The sequence below is a fragment of the Pseudomonas sp. PA27(2017) genome (assembly GCF_001945445.1).
Lineage (GTDB): Bacteria > Pseudomonadota > Gammaproteobacteria > Pseudomonadales > Pseudomonadaceae > Aquipseudomonas.
In genome coordinates this window covers 58,515-76,205 of sequence record NZ_MSXW01000014.1, presented here as the reverse complement: position 1 = coordinate 76,205, position 17,691 = coordinate 58,515, and the positions used below count along the sequence as shown (strand labels likewise).

15 protein-coding genes and 1 pseudogene are annotated in these 17,691 nt (G+C 62.3%); 12 read left to right on the top strand and 4 right to left on the bottom strand.

Annotated features, from left to right (window positions below; genetic code table 11):
• Positions 1–51: 51 nt before the first annotated feature.
• Positions 52–1,737: a lactate permease LctP family transporter gene (locus BVH06_RS06885; RefSeq protein ID WP_075933599.1), complete on the bottom strand. Its 1,686-nt coding sequence runs from the start codon at positions 1,735–1,737 to the stop codon at positions 52–54.
• 296 nt (positions 1,738–2,033) lie between these two features.
• On the opposite strand from BVH06_RS06885, the gene BVH06_RS06880 reads away from it, so the two are divergent.
• A complete protein-coding gene (locus tag BVH06_RS06880) occupies positions 2,034–2,801 on the top strand; it encodes a GntR family transcriptional regulator (RefSeq protein ID WP_075929150.1) in 768 nt (255 codons plus the stop codon).
• Positions 2,802–2,864: 63 nt separating this feature from the next.
• On the opposite strand, the gene smpB is transcribed toward BVH06_RS06880, so the two are convergent.
• Positions 2,865–3,347: an SsrA-binding protein SmpB gene (gene smpB, locus BVH06_RS06875; RefSeq protein WP_013792693.1), complete on the bottom strand. Its 483-nt coding sequence runs from the start codon at positions 3,345–3,347 to the stop codon at positions 2,865–2,867.
• Positions 3,348–3,690: 343 nt separating this feature from the next.
• Here smpB and BVH06_RS06870 point away from each other — a divergent pair, with 343 nt between their 5' ends.
• A complete protein-coding gene (locus tag BVH06_RS06870) occupies positions 3,691–4,128 on the top strand; it encodes a type II toxin-antitoxin system RatA family toxin (protein WP_075929149.1) in 438 nt (145 codons plus the stop codon).
• The gene (locus BVH06_RS06865) at positions 4,118–4,447 is read left to right on the top strand and encodes an RnfH family protein (RefSeq protein ID WP_075933598.1); all 330 of its coding nucleotides are present in this window, start codon (positions 4,118–4,120) and stop codon (positions 4,445–4,447) included. The genes BVH06_RS06870 and BVH06_RS06865 overlap by 11 nt, the downstream gene beginning before the upstream one ends.
• A 61-nt stretch (positions 4,448–4,508) precedes the next feature.
• On the opposite strand, the gene BVH06_RS06860 is transcribed toward BVH06_RS06865, so the two are convergent.
• Positions 4,509–5,018 (bottom strand): outer membrane protein assembly factor BamE, encoded by a 510-nt coding sequence (locus BVH06_RS06860; protein WP_075933597.1) that lies wholly within the window; start codon positions 5,016–5,018, stop codon positions 4,509–4,511.
• A gap of 96 nt (positions 5,019–5,114) precedes the next feature.
• Between BVH06_RS06860 and fur the strand changes: the two genes are divergently transcribed.
• Positions 5,115–5,522, top strand: coding sequence for a ferric iron uptake transcriptional regulator (gene fur, locus BVH06_RS06855; RefSeq protein ID WP_013792689.1), 408 nt, complete (start codon positions 5,115–5,117; stop codon positions 5,520–5,522).
• A gap of 72 nt (positions 5,523–5,594) precedes the next feature.
• Here fur and recN read toward each other — a convergent pair whose 3' ends face one another.
• On the bottom strand, positions 5,595–7,268 hold the full coding sequence (recN, locus tag BVH06_RS06850) for a DNA repair protein RecN (protein ID WP_075933596.1): 1,674 nt from the start codon (positions 7,266–7,268) through the stop codon (positions 5,595–5,597).
• A 173-nt stretch (positions 7,269–7,441) separates the two neighbouring features.
• Here recN and grpE point away from each other — a divergent pair.
• The 8 genes and pseudogenes from grpE to BVH06_RS06810 all read left to right on the top strand — a co-directional run.
• Positions 7,442–8,011, top strand: a pseudogene (gene grpE, locus BVH06_RS06845) (nucleotide exchange factor GrpE); the annotation flags it as partial.
• A gap of 99 nt (positions 8,012–8,110) precedes the next feature.
• The gene (dnaK, locus tag BVH06_RS06840) at positions 8,111–10,036 is read left to right on the top strand and encodes a molecular chaperone DnaK (RefSeq protein ID WP_075933595.1); all 1,926 of its coding nucleotides are present in this window, start codon (positions 8,111–8,113) and stop codon (positions 10,034–10,036) included.
• Positions 10,037–10,159: 123 nt separating this feature from the next.
• A complete protein-coding gene (dnaJ, locus tag BVH06_RS06835; protein ID WP_075930963.1) occupies positions 10,160–11,287 on the top strand; it encodes a molecular chaperone DnaJ in 1,128 nt (375 codons plus the stop codon).
• Positions 11,288–11,350: 63 nt separating this feature from the next.
• Entirely contained in the window at positions 11,351–12,151 is an 801-nt protein-coding gene (dapB, locus tag BVH06_RS06830; RefSeq protein ID WP_075933594.1) for a 4-hydroxy-tetrahydrodipicolinate reductase, read from the top strand.
• A 237-nt stretch (positions 12,152–12,388) separates the two neighbouring features.
• A complete protein-coding gene (carA, locus tag BVH06_RS06825) occupies positions 12,389–13,525 on the top strand; it encodes a glutamine-hydrolyzing carbamoyl-phosphate synthase small subunit (protein ID WP_075933593.1) in 1,137 nt (378 codons plus the stop codon).
• 36 nt (positions 13,526–13,561) lie between these two features.
• Positions 13,562–16,783 carry a carbamoyl-phosphate synthase large subunit gene (gene carB, locus BVH06_RS06820; RefSeq protein WP_075930960.1) on the top strand — a complete coding sequence of 1,074 codons (3,222 nt, stop codon included), beginning with the start codon at positions 13,562–13,564 and terminating at the stop codon, positions 16,781–16,783.
• A complete protein-coding gene (greA, locus tag BVH06_RS06815) occupies positions 16,780–17,256 on the top strand; it encodes a transcription elongation factor GreA (protein ID WP_075930959.1) in 477 nt (158 codons plus the stop codon). Before carB ends, greA begins: the two co-directional genes overlap by 4 nt.
• Positions 17,234–17,689 (top strand): DUF4149 domain-containing protein, encoded by a 456-nt coding sequence (locus BVH06_RS06810; RefSeq protein WP_075930958.1) that lies wholly within the window; start codon positions 17,234–17,236, stop codon positions 17,687–17,689. Before greA ends, BVH06_RS06810 begins: the two co-directional genes overlap by 23 nt.
• Positions 17,690–17,691 lie beyond the last annotated feature (2 nt).

Sequence of the window (17,691 nt, the reverse complement as noted above, 5' to 3'; positions counted from 1 at the left end):
GTGATTCTGAACAGCGCGTGGCCGCAGGGCCGACGCGCAGCTGCTCGTACCTCAGTGCACCAGCATGCCGGTCAGCCAGTAAGCCTGCGTCAAGGTGATCAGGCCGACGAAGGTGGCGAAGATCAGGCTGTGCTTGAGCGTGAAGCGGAACAGGTCGGATTCCTTGCCGACAATGCCGGTCGCGGCGCAGGCCACGGCGATCGATTGCGGTGAAATCATCTTGCCGGTTACGCCGCCGCTGGTGTTGGCCGCGACCAGCAGGGTATCGCTGACGCCGATCTGGTGCGCCGTGGTGGCTTGCAGCGAGCCGAACAGCGCATTGGACGAGGTATCCGAGCCGGTCAGGAACACGCCCAGCCAGCCGAGGAACGGCGAGAAGAACGGGAAGGCCGCGCCGGTTCCCGCCAACACCAGGGCCAGGGTAGTCGACATGCCGGAGTAGTTGGTGACGAAGGCGAATGCCAGCACCATGCCGATGGACAGGATGGGCCAGCGCAGTTCGTAAAAGGTTTCCTTCAAAGTGGTCAGACCATTTTTGATGTTGATCTTCAGAACCAGCATCGACAGGACGGCGGAGAAGAAGATCGCAGTGCCGGTCGCCGAGATCGGATCGAGCTTGAAGACGGCAGCGATCGGCGTCGGGTTGGTGACGATGGGGGCGACCTTGACCACCAACTGATCCAGATGCGGGATCGGCAGCATGAACACCAGGTGATCCAGCGCGCCGCCTGGGGCGAACAGCGCCTTGAAGGGTTTCAGCGTCCAGACGGTGACCATGGCGGTGAGAATCAGGAAGGGCGACCAGGCCTTGAGGATCTGCGCGAAGCTGTAGGGCGACGGCGTGGTGCTGCGCACACCGCCGAAACCGCCGGCTACCGCAGCGCCACCGGAAGTGCCGGCGACCTGGCTGTCGGCAGCGCGCTTGGGCTGCCAGACCTTGAGGAACAGGGTCAGGCATACCAGGCTGACCAGCGCCGAGGTGATGTCCGGCAGCTCCGGGCCGATGTAGTTGGAGGTGTAGTACTGGGTGATGGCGAAACTCACGCCAGCCACCAGCGCAGCCGGCCAAGTTTCGCGGATGCCTTTCCAGCCGTCCATCATCGCCACCAGCCAGAACGGCACGATGATCGACAGGATGGGCAACTGGCGGCCGGTCATGGCGCCGATCTTGAAAGCGTCGATGCCCGTGACCTGGCCGGCGACGATGATTGGGATGCCCAGGGCGCCGAACGCCACCGGGGCGGTGTTGGCGATCAGGCACAGGCCAGCGGCATAGAGCGGGTTGAAACCCAGGCCGACGAGCAGGGCGGCGGTGATCGCCACCGGTGCGCCGAAGCCCGCCGCGCCTTCGAGGAAAGCACCGAACGAGAAGCCGATCAGCAGTACCTGCAGGCGCTGGTCATCGGTGATCGACAGCACCGAGCTGCGGATGACTTCGAACTGGCCGCTCTTGACGGTCAGTTTGTAGAGGAACACTGCCGCGACGATGATCCAGGCGATCGGCCACAGGCCGTAGGCGAAGCCATAGCCGGCGGCGGCCAGGGCCATGTCCACCGGCATGCCGAAGGCAGCGATGGCGATGATGATCGACAGCGCCAGAGTGATGCTGCCCGCTACATGCCCTTTGAGGCGGAATACGGCGAGGGCGAGAAAGAAGAAGACGATGGGGATCACGGCCGCTAGTGCGGACAGGCCAAGGCTGCCGAGCGGCGTGTAGAACTGTTGCCATGTTTGCATGGGGAGGCTCGCTGATTGTTGTTGGTATCGCCTGATCGCGAGCTGCTGGTGATTCACCGAGTGCAGAGCAGTTTTGCGAACGGGTTGTTATTATTGGTAAGACCAATTTACAAGTGGCGAGCGCCAGAATAATTTCTTTTGCTTGGGTGCGTCAATTTGCACCGTTGCGACTTTGGTCGCAGTGGGCGCCTAAGAGTGCTGTGCTTGTGGCGCCAGATGCCACTGGGTAGGCTGCACGGATTTTCGGCAGCCGGGCGATCTGGCGCCGTTTGCGGGGGTTGTGGAGTGTTGAAACAATGAACTTTGGTCCGCTGCGACAGCGGCGGCTGTCAGACGATATCGTCGAGCGCCTCGAGGCCATGATCCTCGAAGGCACGCTCAAGGCTGGCGAGCGGCTGCCGGCCGAGCGGGTGCTTGCCGAGCAGTTCGGCGTGTCTCGCCCGTCGCTGCGTGAAGCCATTCAGAAACTTGCTGCCAAGGGCCTGCTCATCAGTCGCCAGGGCGGCGGCACCTACGTGTGCGAGAACCTGGGCTCGACCTTCAGCGACCCGCTGATGCACTTGCTGGAAAGCAATACCGATGCGCAGCGCGATCTGCTCGAGTTCCGGCATACCCTGGAAGGTTCCTGCGCCTACTACGCTGCATTGCGCGCCACCGATGTTGATCGTCAGCGCCTGAGCGAGGCGTTCGAGCGCCTGCAGGATTGCTACGGTCGCGCCGGCGAAGTGACGCGGGCGGAAGAGGGGGCGGCGGACGCCAGCTTTCACCTGGCCATCGCCGAGGCCAGCCACAATGCCGTGCTGTTGCACACCATTCGTGGGCTGTTCGACCTGCTCAAGCGCAATGTGGTCACCAACATCGGCGGCATGTATGCCTTGCGTGGCGAGACTCGCAGCATGCTAAACGCGCAGCACCGCGCCCTGTACGAAGCGATCATGCAGGGGCGTGCCGAGGATGCGCGTACGCTGTCAAATCAGCACATCGATTACGTGCAGGAAGTGTTGGCCGATGTGTTGCAGCAGGAAGTACGCGAACTGCGTGCGCAGCGTCGCAAGGGGCTCTAGAGCGGCGCGGGGATTGTCTCAGTTGAGGTGATGGGCAGCGCACTGCAGTTGCTGGAACTGCAGTTACTCGTCCTTGCCTTTGCTGCGCATGGCGCGCTGCACTTCGCGATCGGCGTCGCGCTCTTTCTCGGTATGGCGTTTGTCGAAATCCTTTTTGCCCTTGGCCAGGGCGATCTCGCACTTCACCAGATGCTGTTTCCAGTACAGCGACAGTGCCACGCAGGTGTGGCCTTTCTGCTGTACGGCGCCGAACAGCTTCTCCAGCTCGCGACGATTGAGCAGCAGCTTGCGCGTGCGCGTCGGATCAGCGATGACGTGGGTGCTGGCGGTCTTCAGCGGCGTGATATGGCAGCCCATCAGCCAGGCTTCGTCGTCCTTGAGCAGGACGTAGCTGTCGACCAGCTGAGCTTTGCCGGCGCGCAGGCTCTTCACTTCCCAGCCGGCCAGCGCCAGGCCGGCCTCGAAGCGGGACTCCACGAAATAGTCGTGCATCGCCTTCTTGTTCTGGGCGATGCTGCCTTGCGGATGTTTCTTTTGTTTAGCCATAGGCGGCGCATTATAGGGAGTCCGGTGACAGAGCGCCATGCAGGCGCGCTAGGCTCTGTACGAAAAGTACCTGCGCTCGGTGATGCTCCGTTAAAAATCGATTCGGACTGCTCATTTACAGCTCGTAAACTCCGCATCCTCACCGATTTTTGCCTCGCCTGACCTTCGCTCGGAAACTCTTCGTGCAGACCCTAAAAAGCACGGCGGCGGCCGTGCGCTTGAGCCCTCGGGGCGAATCCCCGACAATATTGTGATACTCGCTTCGGGTTGATGTCTGTTGTAAGAGCATCAGCCCGCGACATCGCGCTGCTGCGATGTCGTCAACCGTGGAAATTCAATCGTTATGAGTACTCACATCCAGCGCTCGGCCTTGCTCCCTTATCCGGCCCAGGCTCTCTATGACCTGGTCAATGATGTCGAGCGCTACCCCGAGTTCCTGCCCTGGTGTGCGTCGAGCGAGGTCATCGAGGCCAGCGACACACACATGGTCGCCAGCCTCGAAGTGGCCAAGGCCGGCCTGAGCCAGCGTTTCACCACGCGCAATGTGTTGGTGCCGGGGCAGTCGATCGAACTGAGCCTGGAAGATGGTCCGTTCGAGCACCTGCATGGCCAGTGGACGTTCAAGGCGCTAGGCGAGAAGGCCTGCAAGATCAGCCTCGATCTGACCTTCGACTACGCCGGCCCGATCATGCGCGCGACCTTGGGGCCGCTGTTCAATCAGGCCGCCAACACCATGGTCGATGCCTTTTGCCAGCGCGCCAAGGAACTCCATGGCCAGTGATCGGCTGTCGGTGGAGGTGGTCTTTGCCGCGCCTGACCGGCAGAAGCTGATCACCCTGCAACTGCCCGCGAACAGCACGGTGCGCCAGGCGGCCTTGCAGTCCGGGCTGCAGGCGGATTTCCCAGAGCTGGATCTGGCCGAAGCGCCGCTGGGCCTGTTCGGCAAAGTGGTGGCGTCGCCCGATACGCAAGTGCTGGAAGATGGTGATCGCGTGGAGATCTATCGGCCGTTGCTGGCCGATCCCAAGGAAGTGCGCAAGCGCCGCGCTGCCCAGGCGGCGGAGCGGGCGAAGCAGCAAGGCACCGCCGATCGGCGCTAGCTTGCACGTTCCAGTGCTCAATGAAAAAGCCCCGGCAGTGCCGGGGCTTTTTGCTGTGTGCTTACTGAGGCGAAGTTTCCAGCGGTTCCGGGGTCGGTACCGGTACGGTTTCGACATTGTCGACGTCGCGCTGGATCTGCTCGAGCAGCGAGCCCGGTGCAGCTGGCTCGTCCTGCTGTTGGTTCGGCGCCTGTTCAGGGGCGCCGTCGCGGCCGAGGATCTGATCGTCGCGGCTAGTGCCAGGCATGAAGTCGCCGGACAGGCCTACCAATTGATCGTTACCATCGAAATTGAGCGTCACGCGCTCCTGCTGACGCTGGCTACCGCCGGCCTGCATGCTGTACAGATAGTCCCAGCGATTGGCGTGGAAAGTGTCCGTGATCAGCGGGTTACCCATGATAAACCGTACTTGGCGCCGGGTCATTCCAGGGCGCAACTGGTCTATCATATCCTGCGTGACGACATTGCCCTGTTGGATGTCGATTTTATAAACCCCGGGGAATGAGCAACCGGCGAGTGCGATGAGCCCCATGAAGGTGAGGCTGGTCAGCAGGAGTCTGGTTTTTTGCATCGGTGGGCGTCTTCCACTATCTTGGCTGGGCAACGTAAACCCCGATCATACCCGCAATAAGGGAAGCTGCGAAGCGCTTCCGCGAGAAAGCAGACCATGGTTGAAAATAGCGAACTGCGCAAAGCTGGCCTGAAAGTGACCCTGCCACGGGTCAAAATCCTGCAGATGCTGGACTCTGCCGAGCAGCGTCACATGAGTGCAGAAGATGTCTACAAGTCGCTGATGGATGCGGGCGAAGATGTCGGTCTGGCAACCGTCTACCGGGTTCTGACCCAGTTCGAGGCCGCTGGCCTGGTGGTGCGCCACAACTTCGATGGCGGCCATGCCGTGTTCGAACTGGCCGATGGCGGCCACCATGACCATATGGTGTGCGTGGATACCGGCGACGTGATCGAATTCTTCGATGCCGAGATCGAGAAACGCCAGAAGGAGATCGTTCGTGAGCACGGTTTCGAGCTGGTGGATCACAATCTGGTGCTCTACGTACGTCGCACTGCCAAGTAAGCATATCGGTTGACGAAAAAGGCGACTCAGGTCGCCTTTTTCATGTCTGTCGGAAAAGCTTTTTGCCGCCGATCAGCTCTGGGCGTTGCTGACCAGCTTGCGGGCGTGAGCCAGAGATTCGTCAGTAAGGTCGATGCCGCCCAGCATGCGTGCGACTTCCTCGATGCGCTGGGTTTCACCCAGTTTGCTGACCGCCGTGCGGGTGGCATTGCTGCCGCGTACCTTATGCACGAACAGGTGCTGGTGGCCTTGTGCGGCGACTTGCGGCAGGTGGGTTACGGTCAGTACCTGACCCCGTTCGCCCAACCGGCGTAGCAATTGCCCGACTACCTCGGCGGTCGGGCCGCCGATGCCCACATCCACCTCGTCGAACACCAGCGTCGGCACGCGCGAGGTTTGTGCGGTGATGACCTGAATGGCCAGGCTGATGCGCGACAGCTCGCCGCCCGAGGCGACCTTGGCCAGAGCCTTGATCGGCTGCCCGGGGTTGGCGCTGACCAGAAACTCGACCTGTTCCAGGCCGTTTGCATTTGGCTCGTTGCCATCGATGGGTTGCAGCTGGATGCTGAAGCGCCCGCCCGGCATGCCCAGGGTCTGCATTTCCTTTTCCACGGCCTTGCCCAGCTTGCCGGCGGCTCTCTGCCGCTTGGCACTTAGTTCGGCGGCCTTTTCCTGGTAATGACGACCGTAGGCAGCAAGCTCCTCGCCCAGGCGTTCGGCGGCCTGGTCATCGGCGTTCAGGCCTTCCAGTTCATCGAACAGCTGCTGCTGCATCGCGGGCAGTTCGCTGGGGTGGATGCGGTGTTTGCGAGCCAGGGTGTAGATGGTGTCCAGGCGCTCTTCGAGTTGCTGCTGGCGCTCGGGGTCGGCGTCGAAGTGGTCGAGAAAGCGGTTGAGCTCGCCCACGGCCTCTTCGATCTGGATCTGCGCGCTGGCCAGCAGGTTGGTGGCTTCGTTCAGCGCGCCTGGTTGGCCTTGCAGGCTGCCGAGGCGGTTGAGGCTGGCGGTAAGTACCGACAGCACGTTGCCGGCATCGCTCTCGCTGCATTGGTCGATGACCTGGCGGCAGGCGCCGAGCAGGCTTTCGGCGTTGGTCAGGGCCTTGTGATCCTGCTCCAGTTGCTCCAGCTCATGGTCACCCAGGCCGAGATTGTCCAGTTCTTCGAGCTGGTAGCTGAGCAACTGATGGCGGGCGCGTTGCTCGTCGCCCTGGGAGGTCACGCGCTCGAGCTCGCTGCGGGTCTGTTTCCAGCGTTGCGCGGCCAGTTGTACCTGGCGTGCCAGCTCCTGTACGCCTGCGTATTCGTCGAGCAGGCGCCGGTGGGTGTCGGTCTTGAGTAGTGACTGGTGCTCGTGCTGGCTGTGGATATCGATCAGCAGTTCACCCAGCGCCTTGAGGTCGCCGAGCGGGCAGGGCGTACCGTTGATGTAGCCGCGCGAGCGGCCTTCGGCGGTGATCACCCGGCGCAGGATGCACGGGCCGTCATTGTTCAGGTCGCGCTCGGCGAGCCAGGCGTGGGCTTCGGGAATGTCGCCCAGATCGAAGCTGGCCAGGATGTCGGCCTTGTCGGCGCCGGGCCGTACCACGCCGCTGTCGGCGCGATCGCCGAGGGTCAGGCCGAGGGCGTCGAGCATGATCGACTTGCCGGCGCCCGTTTCGCCGCTGATGACGCTCATGCCTCGATCCAGTTCCAGATCCAGGTGTTCGACGATGGCGTAATTATGAACGGACAGGTGCACCAGCATGGCGAGGCCTCTCAGGATTTGTCTGGTTATTTATACAGTGGTTCGCCTCGGGGTGGCAATACGCTGACGACCGGCTGCCGGAAAGTGGTCATGGCCCTTGAAACCCTACAAATCATCCTTATATAGGCGGCAGACGCGCGAGTTGAGGCTCGTCGAATCATTCAGAGGAGAAATGCATGGCTGACGAACAGAACCTGGATCCGCAGACTTCCGAAGCGCAAGCGAACGACGCAGCGCCTAGCGAAGACCTGGCTGCTCGCGTGCAAACGCTGGAAGAGCAACTGGCGGCTGCGCAGGATCAGTCGCTGCGCATGGCTGCCGATCTGCAGAACGTGCGCCGTCGCGCTGAGCAGGATGTCGAGAAGGCGCATAAATTCGCCCTCGAGAAATTTGCCAATGACCTGTTGCCAGTGGTCGACAGCCTCGAGCGTGGTCTCGAGCTGTCGAGTGCCGATGACGATTCGATCAAGGCGGTACGCGAGGGTATGGAGCTAACGCTCAAGCTGCTGCTCGACACCCTCAAGCGTCACCAGCTGGAAGCCATCGACCCACACGGTGCGCCGTTCAATCCGGAGCACCACCAGGCGATGGCCATGCAGGAGAGCACCAACGTCGAGCCTAACAGTGTGCTCAAGGTGTTCCAGAAGGGCTACATGCTCAATGGTCGTCTGTTGCGCCCGGCCATGGTCGTGGTCAGCAAGGCACCGGCCGAAGCGCCGCCATCGATCGATGAGCAGGCTTGAAATCGGCGGGCTCAGCCCCATTTAGTAAGTCAAGCGTATTAGTGCTACCGCAGCGGTCACGACAACGCTGCGGATATATCAAAGTTTCGGGAGAGTGAAATGGGCAAAATCATCGGTATCGACCTGGGGACCACCAACTCCTGCGTCTCCATTCTTGAAAACGGTAACGTCAAGGTCATCGAGAACGCCGAAGGCACGCGCACCACGCCGTCGATCATCGCGTATGCCAACGATGGCGAAATTCTGGTCGGCCAGTCCGCCAAACGCCAGGCGGTGACCAACCCGCACAACACCCTGTACGCGGTGAAGCGTCTGATCGGCCGTCGTTTCGACGAAGAAGTCGTGCAGAAAGACATTCAGATGGTGCCGTACAAGATCTCCAAGGCCGACAACGGCGACGCCTGGGTCGAAGTGAACGGCCAGAAGATGGCGCCGCCGCAAATCTCGGCTGAAATCCTCAAGAAGATGAAGAAGACCGCCGAAGACTACCTCGGCGAGTCCGTCACCGAAGCGGTGATCACCGTTCCGGCGTACTTCAACGACAGCCAGCGTCAGGCTACCAAGGACGCTGGTCGCATCGCCGGCCTGGACGTCAAGCGCATCATCAACGAGCCGACCGCGGCTGCGCTGGCCTATGGCATGGACAAGGCCAAGGGCGACCACACCGTGATCGTCTATGACCTGGGTGGCGGTACCTTCGACGTGTCGGTGATCGAGATCGCCGAAGTCGACGGCGAGCACCAGTTCGAAGTGTTGGCCACCAATGGCGACACCTTCCTCGGTGGTGAGGACTTCGACATTCGTCTGATCGACTACCTCGTCGACGAATTCAAGAAAGAAACCGGCATGAACCTCAAGGGCGACCCGCTGGCCATGCAGCGCCTGAAGGAAGCTGCCGAGAAGGCCAAGATCGAGCTGTCCTCGAGCCAGCAGACCGACGTCAACCTGCCGTACATCACTGCAGACGCGACCGGGCCGAAGCACCTGAACGTGAAGATCTCCCGCTCCAAGCTGGAGTCGCTGGTCGAGGACCTGGTGCAGCGCACCATCGAGCCTTGCCGCATCGCGCTGAAGGACGCCGGTATCGACGTCGGCTCCATCAACGACGTGATTCTGGTCGGTGGCCAGACCCGCATGCCGCTGGTGCAGAAGACCGTTGCCGACTTCTTCGGCAAGGACGCCCGCAAGGACGTCAACCCGGACGAAGCCGTGGCCATGGGTGCTGCCATTCAGGGCGCGGTACTGGCTGGTGACGTGAAGGACGTGCTGCTGCTCGACGTGTCCCCGTTGACCCTGGGTATCGAAACCATGGGTGGCGTGATGACGCCGCTGATCGAGAAGAACACCACCATTCCGACCAAGAAGTCGCAGGTGTTCTCCACTGCCGACGACAACCAGAGCGCCGTGACCATTCACGTGCTGCAGGGTGAGCGCAAGCAGGCCGGCCAGAACAAGTCCCTGGGCAAGTTCGACCTGGCCGAGATTCCGCCGGCTCCCCGTGGCGTGCCGCAGATCGAAGTGACCTTCGACATCGACGCCAACGGCATCCTGCACGTTGGCGCGAAAGACAAGGCCACCGGCAAGACTCAGTCGATCGTGATCAAGGCAAACTCCGGCCTGTCCGATGACGAGATCGAGCGTATGGTGCGCGACGCCGAGGCCAATGCCGAGGAAGACCGCAAGTTCGAAGAGCTGGCTGGCGCACGCAACCAGGGTGACCAGCTGGTGCACGCGACCCGCAAGATGCTCACCGAAGCCGGCGACAAGGCCACTGTGGAAGAGAAAGCGGCCATCGAAACCGCTCTGGGCGAGCTGGAAGTTGCCGTGAAGGGCGACGACAAGGCGGCCATCGAAGCGAAGATGAACGCACTGTCCGAAGCCACCACTCCGCTGGCGCAGAAGATGTACGCCGAGCAGCCGCAGCCAGGTGCTGCCGGCGCCGGTGCGGCGGATGCTGGCGAAACCAAGGGCTCTGCCGACGACGTCGTCGACGCCGAGTTCGAGGAAGTCAAGGACAACAAGTAAGCCCCGGCTTGCCTGTGTTTACGCCCTGCCGCACCGCGGTGTGACAGGGCGATCCGCCGCGCGGGGGCTTGCTCCCGCGTTGGCGTGTCTGGACGGTAAGAATTTTGAGAGTGCTAGAAACCCATGTCTAAACGTGACTACTACGAAGTGCTCGGGGTCGAGCGCGGTGCCAGTGAGGCGGAGCTGAAGAAGGCTTACCGTCGCCTGGCGATGAAGCATCACCCCGATCGCAATCCCGGCGACAAAGCGGCCGAAGATGCCTTCAAGGAAGCCAACGAGGCCTACGAAGTGCTGTCCGATGCCGGCAAGCGCAGCGCCTACGATCAGTACGGTCATGCAGGCGTCGACCCGCAAATGGGCGGCGGTGGCGGCTTTGGTGGTGGCGGCGCGAATTTCTCCGACATCTTCGGCGATGTGTTCAGTGACTTCTTCGGCGGTCAGCGTGGTGGCCAGCGCGGCGGTGCTCAGCGCGGTAGTGACTTGCGCTACACCCTGGAGCTGGATCTCGAAGAGGCGGTACGTGGCACCACGGTGACCATTCGCGTGCCGACCCTGGTCAACTGCAAGACCTGCGATGGCTCGGGTGCCAAGAAGGGCACAAGCCCGGTGACCTGTACCACTTGCGGCGGTATCGGCCAGGTGCGCATGCAGCAGGGCTTCTTCTCGGTGCAGCAGACCTGCCCGCGCTGCCACGGCAGCGGCAAGATGATCACCGATCCCTGCGGCTCCTGCCATGGCCATGGTCGTGTCGAAGAACACAAGACCCTGTCGGTCAAGGTACCGGCCGGTGTCGATACCGGCGACCGCATCCGTCTGTCCGGTGAGGGCGAGGCGGGAACCCTGGGCGGCCCGGCGGGTGATCTGTACGTGGTGGTCAACGTGCGCGAGCACGCGATCTTCCAGCGTGACGGCAAGCACCTGTATTGCGAGGTGCCGATCAGCTTCGTCGATGCGGCTCTGGGCGGCGAGCTGGAAGTGCCGACCCTCGATGGTCGGGTCAAACTGAAGATTCCGGAAGGCACCCAGACCGGCAAGTTGTTCCGTCTGCGCGGCAAGGGCGTCGCCCCGGTGCGTGGCGGCGGTGCGGGCGATCTGATGTGCAAGGTGGCGGTGGAAACGCCGGTCAATCTCGACCGTCGCCAGCGCGAGCTGCTCGAAGAGTTTCGTCAGTCCCTGGTGGGCAACAGCTCCAATTCGCCCAAGGCCAATGGCTGGTTCGAAGGCGTGAAGCGCTTCTTCGGCGACCTTTAATGCGGTAATGCACGGCGAGCAACTGGCAGTGGCCGGCTGCTCGCCGACTTTGGAGTTATGCATATGCGTATTGCAGTCACGGGCGCCGCCGGGCGCATGGGCAAGAACCTGATCGAGGCCGTGCATCAGGCCGATGGCGTCGTGCTCGGTGCCGCTGTGGCGCGTCCGACCAGCACGCTGCTCGGCGCCGATGCCGGTGAGCTGGCGGGCGTCGGCAAGCTGGGCGTGGCTTTGTCCGGCAGCCTGGAAAGCGTGCTCGACGAGTTCGACGTGCTGATCGACTTCACCCATCCCTCGGTGGCCCTCGAGAACCTGGAGGTCTGCCGCCGCGCCGGCAAGGCGATGGTCATCGGCACCACCGGTTTCAGTGCCGCGGAAAAGCAGTTGCTGGTCGATGCCGGCAAACAGATTCCGATCGTCTTCGCTGCCAATTTCAGTGTGGGCGTGAACCTGTGCCTGAAGTTGCTCGATACCGCCGCCCGCGTCCTGGGCGACGATGTGGATATCGAAGTGCTCGAGGCTCATCACCGTCACAAGGTCGACGCGCCATCGGGAACCGCGCTGCGCATGGGCGAGGTGGTGGCCAATGCGCTGGGGCGTGACCTGGAAAAGGTCGCGGTCTATGGGCGTGAAGGGCAGACCGGCGCACGCCAGCGCGAGACCATCGGTTTCGCCACGGTGCGCGCCGGTGATGTGGTCGGTGATCACACCGTACTGTTCGCCGCTGACGGCGAGCGCGTGGAAATCACCCACAAGGCGTCCAGCCGCATGACCTTCGCCAAGGGCGCAGTGCGCGCGGCCTCCTGGCTGCAGCAGCGCTCGCCAGCGCTTTACGACATGCAGGACGTGCTGGGGCTGAAGTGACCGAAATCGAGGGTGCCAATGGCGCCCTCGGTGGTTGTCAGGGGCGGCCGCGGATCGGATTTCAGGTTTTTGGCCTTGAACGCCTTTCGAAAAAGGCACTTTTCCTGTAAGCTTTCCGCTTTAGTGTGTCCACTAAAAGTTGCGCAGAATGAATCAATCAAAAAAGCGGGATGACCTTCACACGTCATCCCGCTTTTTTACAATCTGCGTTTGCTCCACGATCTACGGGAGGTCTTCTTGAGTAAGCCAGCCATACTCGCCCTTGCTGACGGCAGCATTTTTCGCGGCGAGGCCATCGGGGCCGACGGCCAAACTGTCGGGGAGGTGGTGTTCAACACCGCCATGACCGGCTATCAGGAAATTCTTACCGATCCGTCTTATGCCCAGCAGATCGTTACCCTGACCTATCCACACATCGGCAATACCGGCACCACGCCGGAAGACGCCGAGTCCGATCGCGTCTGGGCTGCTGGCCTGATCATTCGCGATCTGCCGCTGATCGCCAGCAACTGGCGTAACAAGCAGTCGCTGCCTGATTACCTCAAGGAAAACGGCACCGTCGCCATCGCCGGTATCGATACCCGCCGCCTGACCCGCATCCTGCGTGAAAAAGGCTCCCAGAACGGCTGCATCCTGGTTGGCGCCGACGCCACCGAGGAAAAAGCCCTGGAGCTGGCGCGTGGCTTCCCGGGCCTGAAAGGCATGGACCTGGCCAAGGAAGTCAGCTGCACCGAGCGCTACGAGTGGCGCTCCAGTGTGTGGAACCTGAAAGACGACAGCCATCCCGAGATCGCTGCCAGCGAGCTGCCGTACCATGTGGTCGCCTACGACTACGGCGTCAAGCTGAACATCCTGCGTATGCTGGTCGAGCGCGGTTGCCGCCTGACCGTGGTGCCGGCGCAGACGCCGGCCAGCGAAGTGCTGGCGCTCAATCCCGACGGCGTGTTCCTGTCCAACGGTCCTGGCGACCCCGAGCCATGTGACTACGCCATTCAGGCGATCAAGGACGTTCTGGAAACCGATATCCCGGTATTCGGCATCTGCCTTGGCCACCAGCTGCTGGCCCTGGCCTCCGGCGCCAAGACCCTGAAAATGGGCCACGGCCACCACGGTGCCAACCACCCGGTACAGGATCTCGACACCGGCGTGGTGATGATCACCAGCCAGAACCACGGTTTCGCCGTGGACGAGAGCAGCCTGCCGAGCAATCTGCGCCCGATCCACAAGTCGCTGTTCGACGGCACCCTGCAGGGCATCGAGCGTACCGACAAGGACGCCTTCAGCTTCCAGGGTCACCCCGAAGCCAGCCCGGGCCCGAACGATGTCGCCCCGCTGTTCGACCGCTTCATCGAAGCCATGGCCAAGCGCCGCTAAGCCCGCCGACTGACCTACGGATTCGAGAGAGATAAAATGCCAAAACGTACAGACATCAAAAGTATCCTGATTCTCGGCGCCGGCCCCATCGTCATCGGCCAGGCGTGCGAGTTCGACTATTCCGGCGCCCAGGCCTGCAAGGCCCTGCGCGAGGAAGGCTTCCGCGTCATCCTGGTGAACTCCAACCCGGCCACCATCATGACCGACCCGGCCATGGCCGACGCCACCTACATCGAGCCGATCAAATGGGCCACCGTGGCCAAGATCATCGAGAAGGAGCGCCCCGACGCCCTGCTGCCGACCATGGGCGGCCAGACCGCGCTGAACTGTGCGCTGGATCTGGAGCGTCACGGTGTGCTGGAGAAGTTCGGCGTCGAGATGATCGGTGCCAACGCCGACACCATCGACAAGGCCGAAGACCGCTCGCGTTTCGACAGGGCGATGAAGGACATCGGCCTGGCTTGCCCGGTATCGGGTATCGCCCACAGCATGGAAGAAGCCTACGGTGTGCTCGAGAAGGTCGGCTTCCCGTGCATCATCCGTCCGAGCTTCACCATGGGCGGCACCGGCGGCGGCATCGCCTACAACCGCGAAGAGTTCGAGGAAATCTGTACCCGTGGTCTGGACCTGTCGCCGACCAACGAGCTGCTGATCGACGAGTCGCTGATCGGTTGGAAGGAATACGAGATGGAGGTGGTCCGCGACAAGAAGGACAACTGCATCATCGTCTGTTCCATCGAGAACTTCGACCCGATGGGCGTGCACACCGGTGACTCGATCACCGTGGCACCGGCCCAGACCCTGACGGACAAGGAATACCAGATCCTGCGTAACGCCTCCCTGGCGGTGCTGCGCGAGATCGGCGTGGAAACCGGCGGCTCCAACGTGCAGTTCGGCATCTGCCCGAACACTGGTCGCATGGTCGTCATCGAGATGAACCCGCGCGTATCGCGCTCCTCGGCACTGGCTTCCAAAGCCACTGGCTTCCCGATCGCCAAGATCGCCGCCAAGCTGGCCGTGGGTTACACCCTCGACGAACTGCAGAACGACATCACTGGCGGTCGTACCCCGGCGTCGTTCGAGCCGGCCATCGATTACGTGGTCACCAAGATCCCGCGTTTCGCTTTCGAGAAATTCCCCAACGCCGACGCCCGCCTGACCACTCAGATGAAGTCCGTCGGTGAAGTAATGGCCATCGGCCGGACCTTCCAGGAATCCCTGCACAAGGCGCTGCGCGGTCTGGAAGTTGGCGTTGCCGGCTTCGATCCGAAGCTCGATCCGGCTGACCCGGAAGCCGAAAGCACCCTCAAGCGCGAGCTGATCGTGCCGGGCGCCGACCGTATCTGGTACGTGGGCGACGCCTTCCGTGCCGGCAAGACCGTCGAGGAAGTGTTCGAGCTGACCCGCATCGATGAATGGTTCCTGGTGCAGATCGAAGACCTGATCAAGGACGAGCAGCGCATCCAGACCCTGGGCCTGTCGAGCATCGACCGCGACCTGATGTTCAGCCTCAAACGCAAGGGTTTCTCCGATGCGCGCCTGGCCGCGCTGCTCGGCGTCACCGAGAAGAACCTGCGCAGCCATCGTCACAAGCTCAAGGTGCTGCCGGTCTACAAGCGCGTCGACACCTGCGCCGCCGAGTTCGCCACCGACACCGCCTACATGTACTCGACCTACGAGGAAGAGTGCGAGGCCAATCCGAGCAGCCGTGACAAGATCATGATCCTCGGTGGCGGCCCGAACCGCATCGGCCAGGGCATCGAGTTCGACTATTGCTGCGTACACGCCGCGCTGGCCATGCGTGAAGACGGTTACGAGACCATCATGGTCAACTGCAACCCGGAAACCGTCTCCACCGACTACGACACCTCCGATCGCCTCTACTTCGAACCGGTGACCCTGGAGGACGTGCTGGAAATCGTCCGCGTCGAGCAGCCCAAGGGCGTGATCGTCCAGTACGGCGGCCAGACCCCGCTGAAGCTGTGCCGCGCCCTGGAAGAGGCGGGCGTGCCGATCATCGGCACCAGCCCGGACGCCATCGACCGCGCCGAAGACCGCGAGCGTTTCCAGCAGATGGTGCAGCGCCTCGGCCTGCGTCAGCCGGCCAACGCCACTGCGCGCAGTGAAGAAGAAGCGCTGACCCTGTCCAAGAACATCGGCTACCCGATGGTGGTGCGTCCGTCCTACGTGCTGGGCGGCCGGGCGATGGAAATCGTCTACCAGGAAGAAGAGCTCAAGCGTTACATGCGCGAAGCGGTAAAGGTTTCCAACGACAGCCCGGTGCTGCTCGACCGCTTCCTCAACTGCGCCATCGAGGTGGATGTGGACGCGGTCAGCGACGGCGAAGTCGTGGTGATTGGTGCGATCATGCAGCACATCGAGCAGGCCGGCGTTCACTCCGGTGACTCGGCGTGCTCGCTGCCACCATACTCGCTGCCGGCGCACATCCAGGACGAGATCCGCGACCAGGTCAAGAAGATGGCCCTGGAACTGGGCGTCATCGGCCTGATGAACGTGCAGATGGCCGTGCAGGGCGAGGACATCTACGTGATCGAGGTCAACCCGCGTGCCTCGCGTACCGTGCCGTTCGTGTCCAAGTGCATCGGCGAGTCGCTGGCCAAGGTCGCTGCCCGCGTGATGGCTGGCAAGACCCTGAGCGAACTGGGTTTCACCCAGGAAATCATCCCGCCGTTCTTCAGCGTCAAGGAAGCGGTATTCCCGTTCAACAAGTTCCCGGGTGTCGACCCGATCCTCGGCCCGGAAATGAAATCCACCGGTGAGGTGATGGGCGTCGGTGACAGCTTCGGCGAAGCCTTCGCCAAGGCGCAGATGGGGGCTAGCGAGATTCTGCCGAACGCAGGCGTCGCGTTCATCAGCGTTCGCGAAGACGACAAACCGGAGGCCATTCAGGTCGCTCGCGACCTGGTCGCCCTGGGCTTCGAAGTGGTCGCCACTGCCGGAACCGCCAAGGTGATCGAGGCTGCCGGCCTGCCGGTTCGTCGCGTCAACAAGGTGACCGAAGGTCGTCCGCACGTGGTCGACATGATCAAGAACGATGAAGTCACTCTGATCATCAACACCACCGAAGGCCGTCAGTCCATCGCTGACTCCTACTCCATTCGTCGTAACGCTCTGCAGCACAAGATCTACTGCACCACCACCATCGCGGCGGGTCAGGCGGTCTGTGAGGCGCTCAAGTTCGGTCCCGAGAAGACCGTGCGCCGTCTGCAGGATCTGCACGCAGGAATCAAGGCATGAACAAGTACCCCATGACCATCCAGGGCGCTCGCGCCCTGGAAGAAGAGCTGGCGCACCTGACCAAGGTGCGTCGCCCAGCGCTCAGCCAGGCGATCGCCGAGGCCCGTGAGCTGGGTGACCTCAAGGAAAACGCCGAATACCATGCCGCCCGCGAGGAGCAGGGCATGGTCGAGGCGCGCGTGCGTGACATCGAAGGCCGCCTGCAGAATGCGGTGATCATCGACGTCACCACCATCGCCCACACTGGCAAGGTGATCTTCGGCACCACCGTGGAAATCGCCAACGTCGAGACCGACGAAAGCGTGACCTACCAGATCGTTGGCGAAGACGAAGCCGACATCAAGCAGGGCAAGCTTTCCGTAGGTTCGCCCATCGCTCGTGCCCTGGTGGGTAAGAGCGAAGGTGACGTGGTTGGCGTCAACACGCCCAGTGGTCTGGTCGAGTACGAGATTGTCGAAGTTCGCCACGTCTGATCGCACGGCTGCGCGTGACAGCGCAGCCAACGCCTGGGTGCTGCTGCAAACCCTTTGGGTCGGTGGCATCTGGACATTGCATTTTCTGGTGCTGCCGGGGCTTGCCAGTGTCGGCCTGGCGTCTTTGCTGATCGAGGAAGTGGCGCGCACCCTGGTGCCGCAGATGATCGGTGTTACGCTGGTGGCGGCACTGCTGCAGCTTGTGCTGTTGGTCAGACGGTGTGGACTGTCGGCACCATGGCGAGTGCGTAGCGGGCAGTTGCTGCTCGCGGTACTGGCCGTCTCGCTGGCCTTTCTGGTTTCGCTGATGCTCTGGCCGCAGGCCCTGCGTTGGCAGCTGTTCAGCTACCTGCTGCTGGCGTTCTTCGGTGTATTGCTGGTGTTGCAGCCCGTGCCGCGCAAGGCCGTGGCAGCCGACCCGCAGGTCGGCTGAGC

Excerpts from the sequence above, each read along its gene's own strand:
- BVH06_RS06885 (WP_075933599.1), bottom strand. The coding sequence starts at position 1,737 with ATGCAAACATGGCAACAGTTCTACACGCCGCTCGGCAGCCTTGGCCTG.
- greA (WP_075930959.1), top strand. The coding sequence starts at position 16,780 with ATGAACAAGTACCCCATGACCATCCAGGGCGCTCGCGCCCTGGAAGAA.
- fur (WP_013792689.1), top strand. The coding sequence starts at position 5,115 with ATGGTTGAAAATAGCGAACTGCGCAAAGCTGGCCTGAAAGTGACCCTG.
- dnaJ (WP_075930963.1), top strand. The coding sequence starts at position 10,160 with ATGTCTAAACGTGACTACTACGAAGTGCTCGGGGTCGAGCGCGGTGCC.
- smpB (WP_013792693.1), bottom strand. The coding sequence starts at position 3,347 with ATGGCTAAACAAAAGAAACATCCGCAAGGCAGCATCGCCCAGAACAAG.
- recN (WP_075933596.1), bottom strand. The coding sequence starts at position 7,268 with ATGCTGGTGCACCTGTCCGTTCATAATTACGCCATCGTCGAACACCTG.
- dnaK (WP_075933595.1), top strand. The coding sequence starts at position 8,111 with ATGGGCAAAATCATCGGTATCGACCTGGGGACCACCAACTCCTGCGTC.
- BVH06_RS06870 (WP_075929149.1), top strand. The coding sequence starts at position 3,691 with ATGAGTACTCACATCCAGCGCTCGGCCTTGCTCCCTTATCCGGCCCAG.
- BVH06_RS06860 (WP_075933597.1), bottom strand. The coding sequence starts at position 5,018 with ATGCAAAAAACCAGACTCCTGCTGACCAGCCTCACCTTCATGGGGCTC.
- BVH06_RS06880 (WP_075929150.1), top strand. The coding sequence starts at position 2,034 with ATGAACTTTGGTCCGCTGCGACAGCGGCGGCTGTCAGACGATATCGTC.
- dapB (WP_075933594.1), top strand. The coding sequence starts at position 11,351 with ATGCGTATTGCAGTCACGGGCGCCGCCGGGCGCATGGGCAAGAACCTG.
- BVH06_RS06865 (WP_075933598.1), top strand. The coding sequence starts at position 4,118 with ATGGCCAGTGATCGGCTGTCGGTGGAGGTGGTCTTTGCCGCGCCTGAC.
- carB (WP_075930960.1), top strand. The coding sequence starts at position 13,562 with ATGCCAAAACGTACAGACATCAAAAGTATCCTGATTCTCGGCGCCGGC.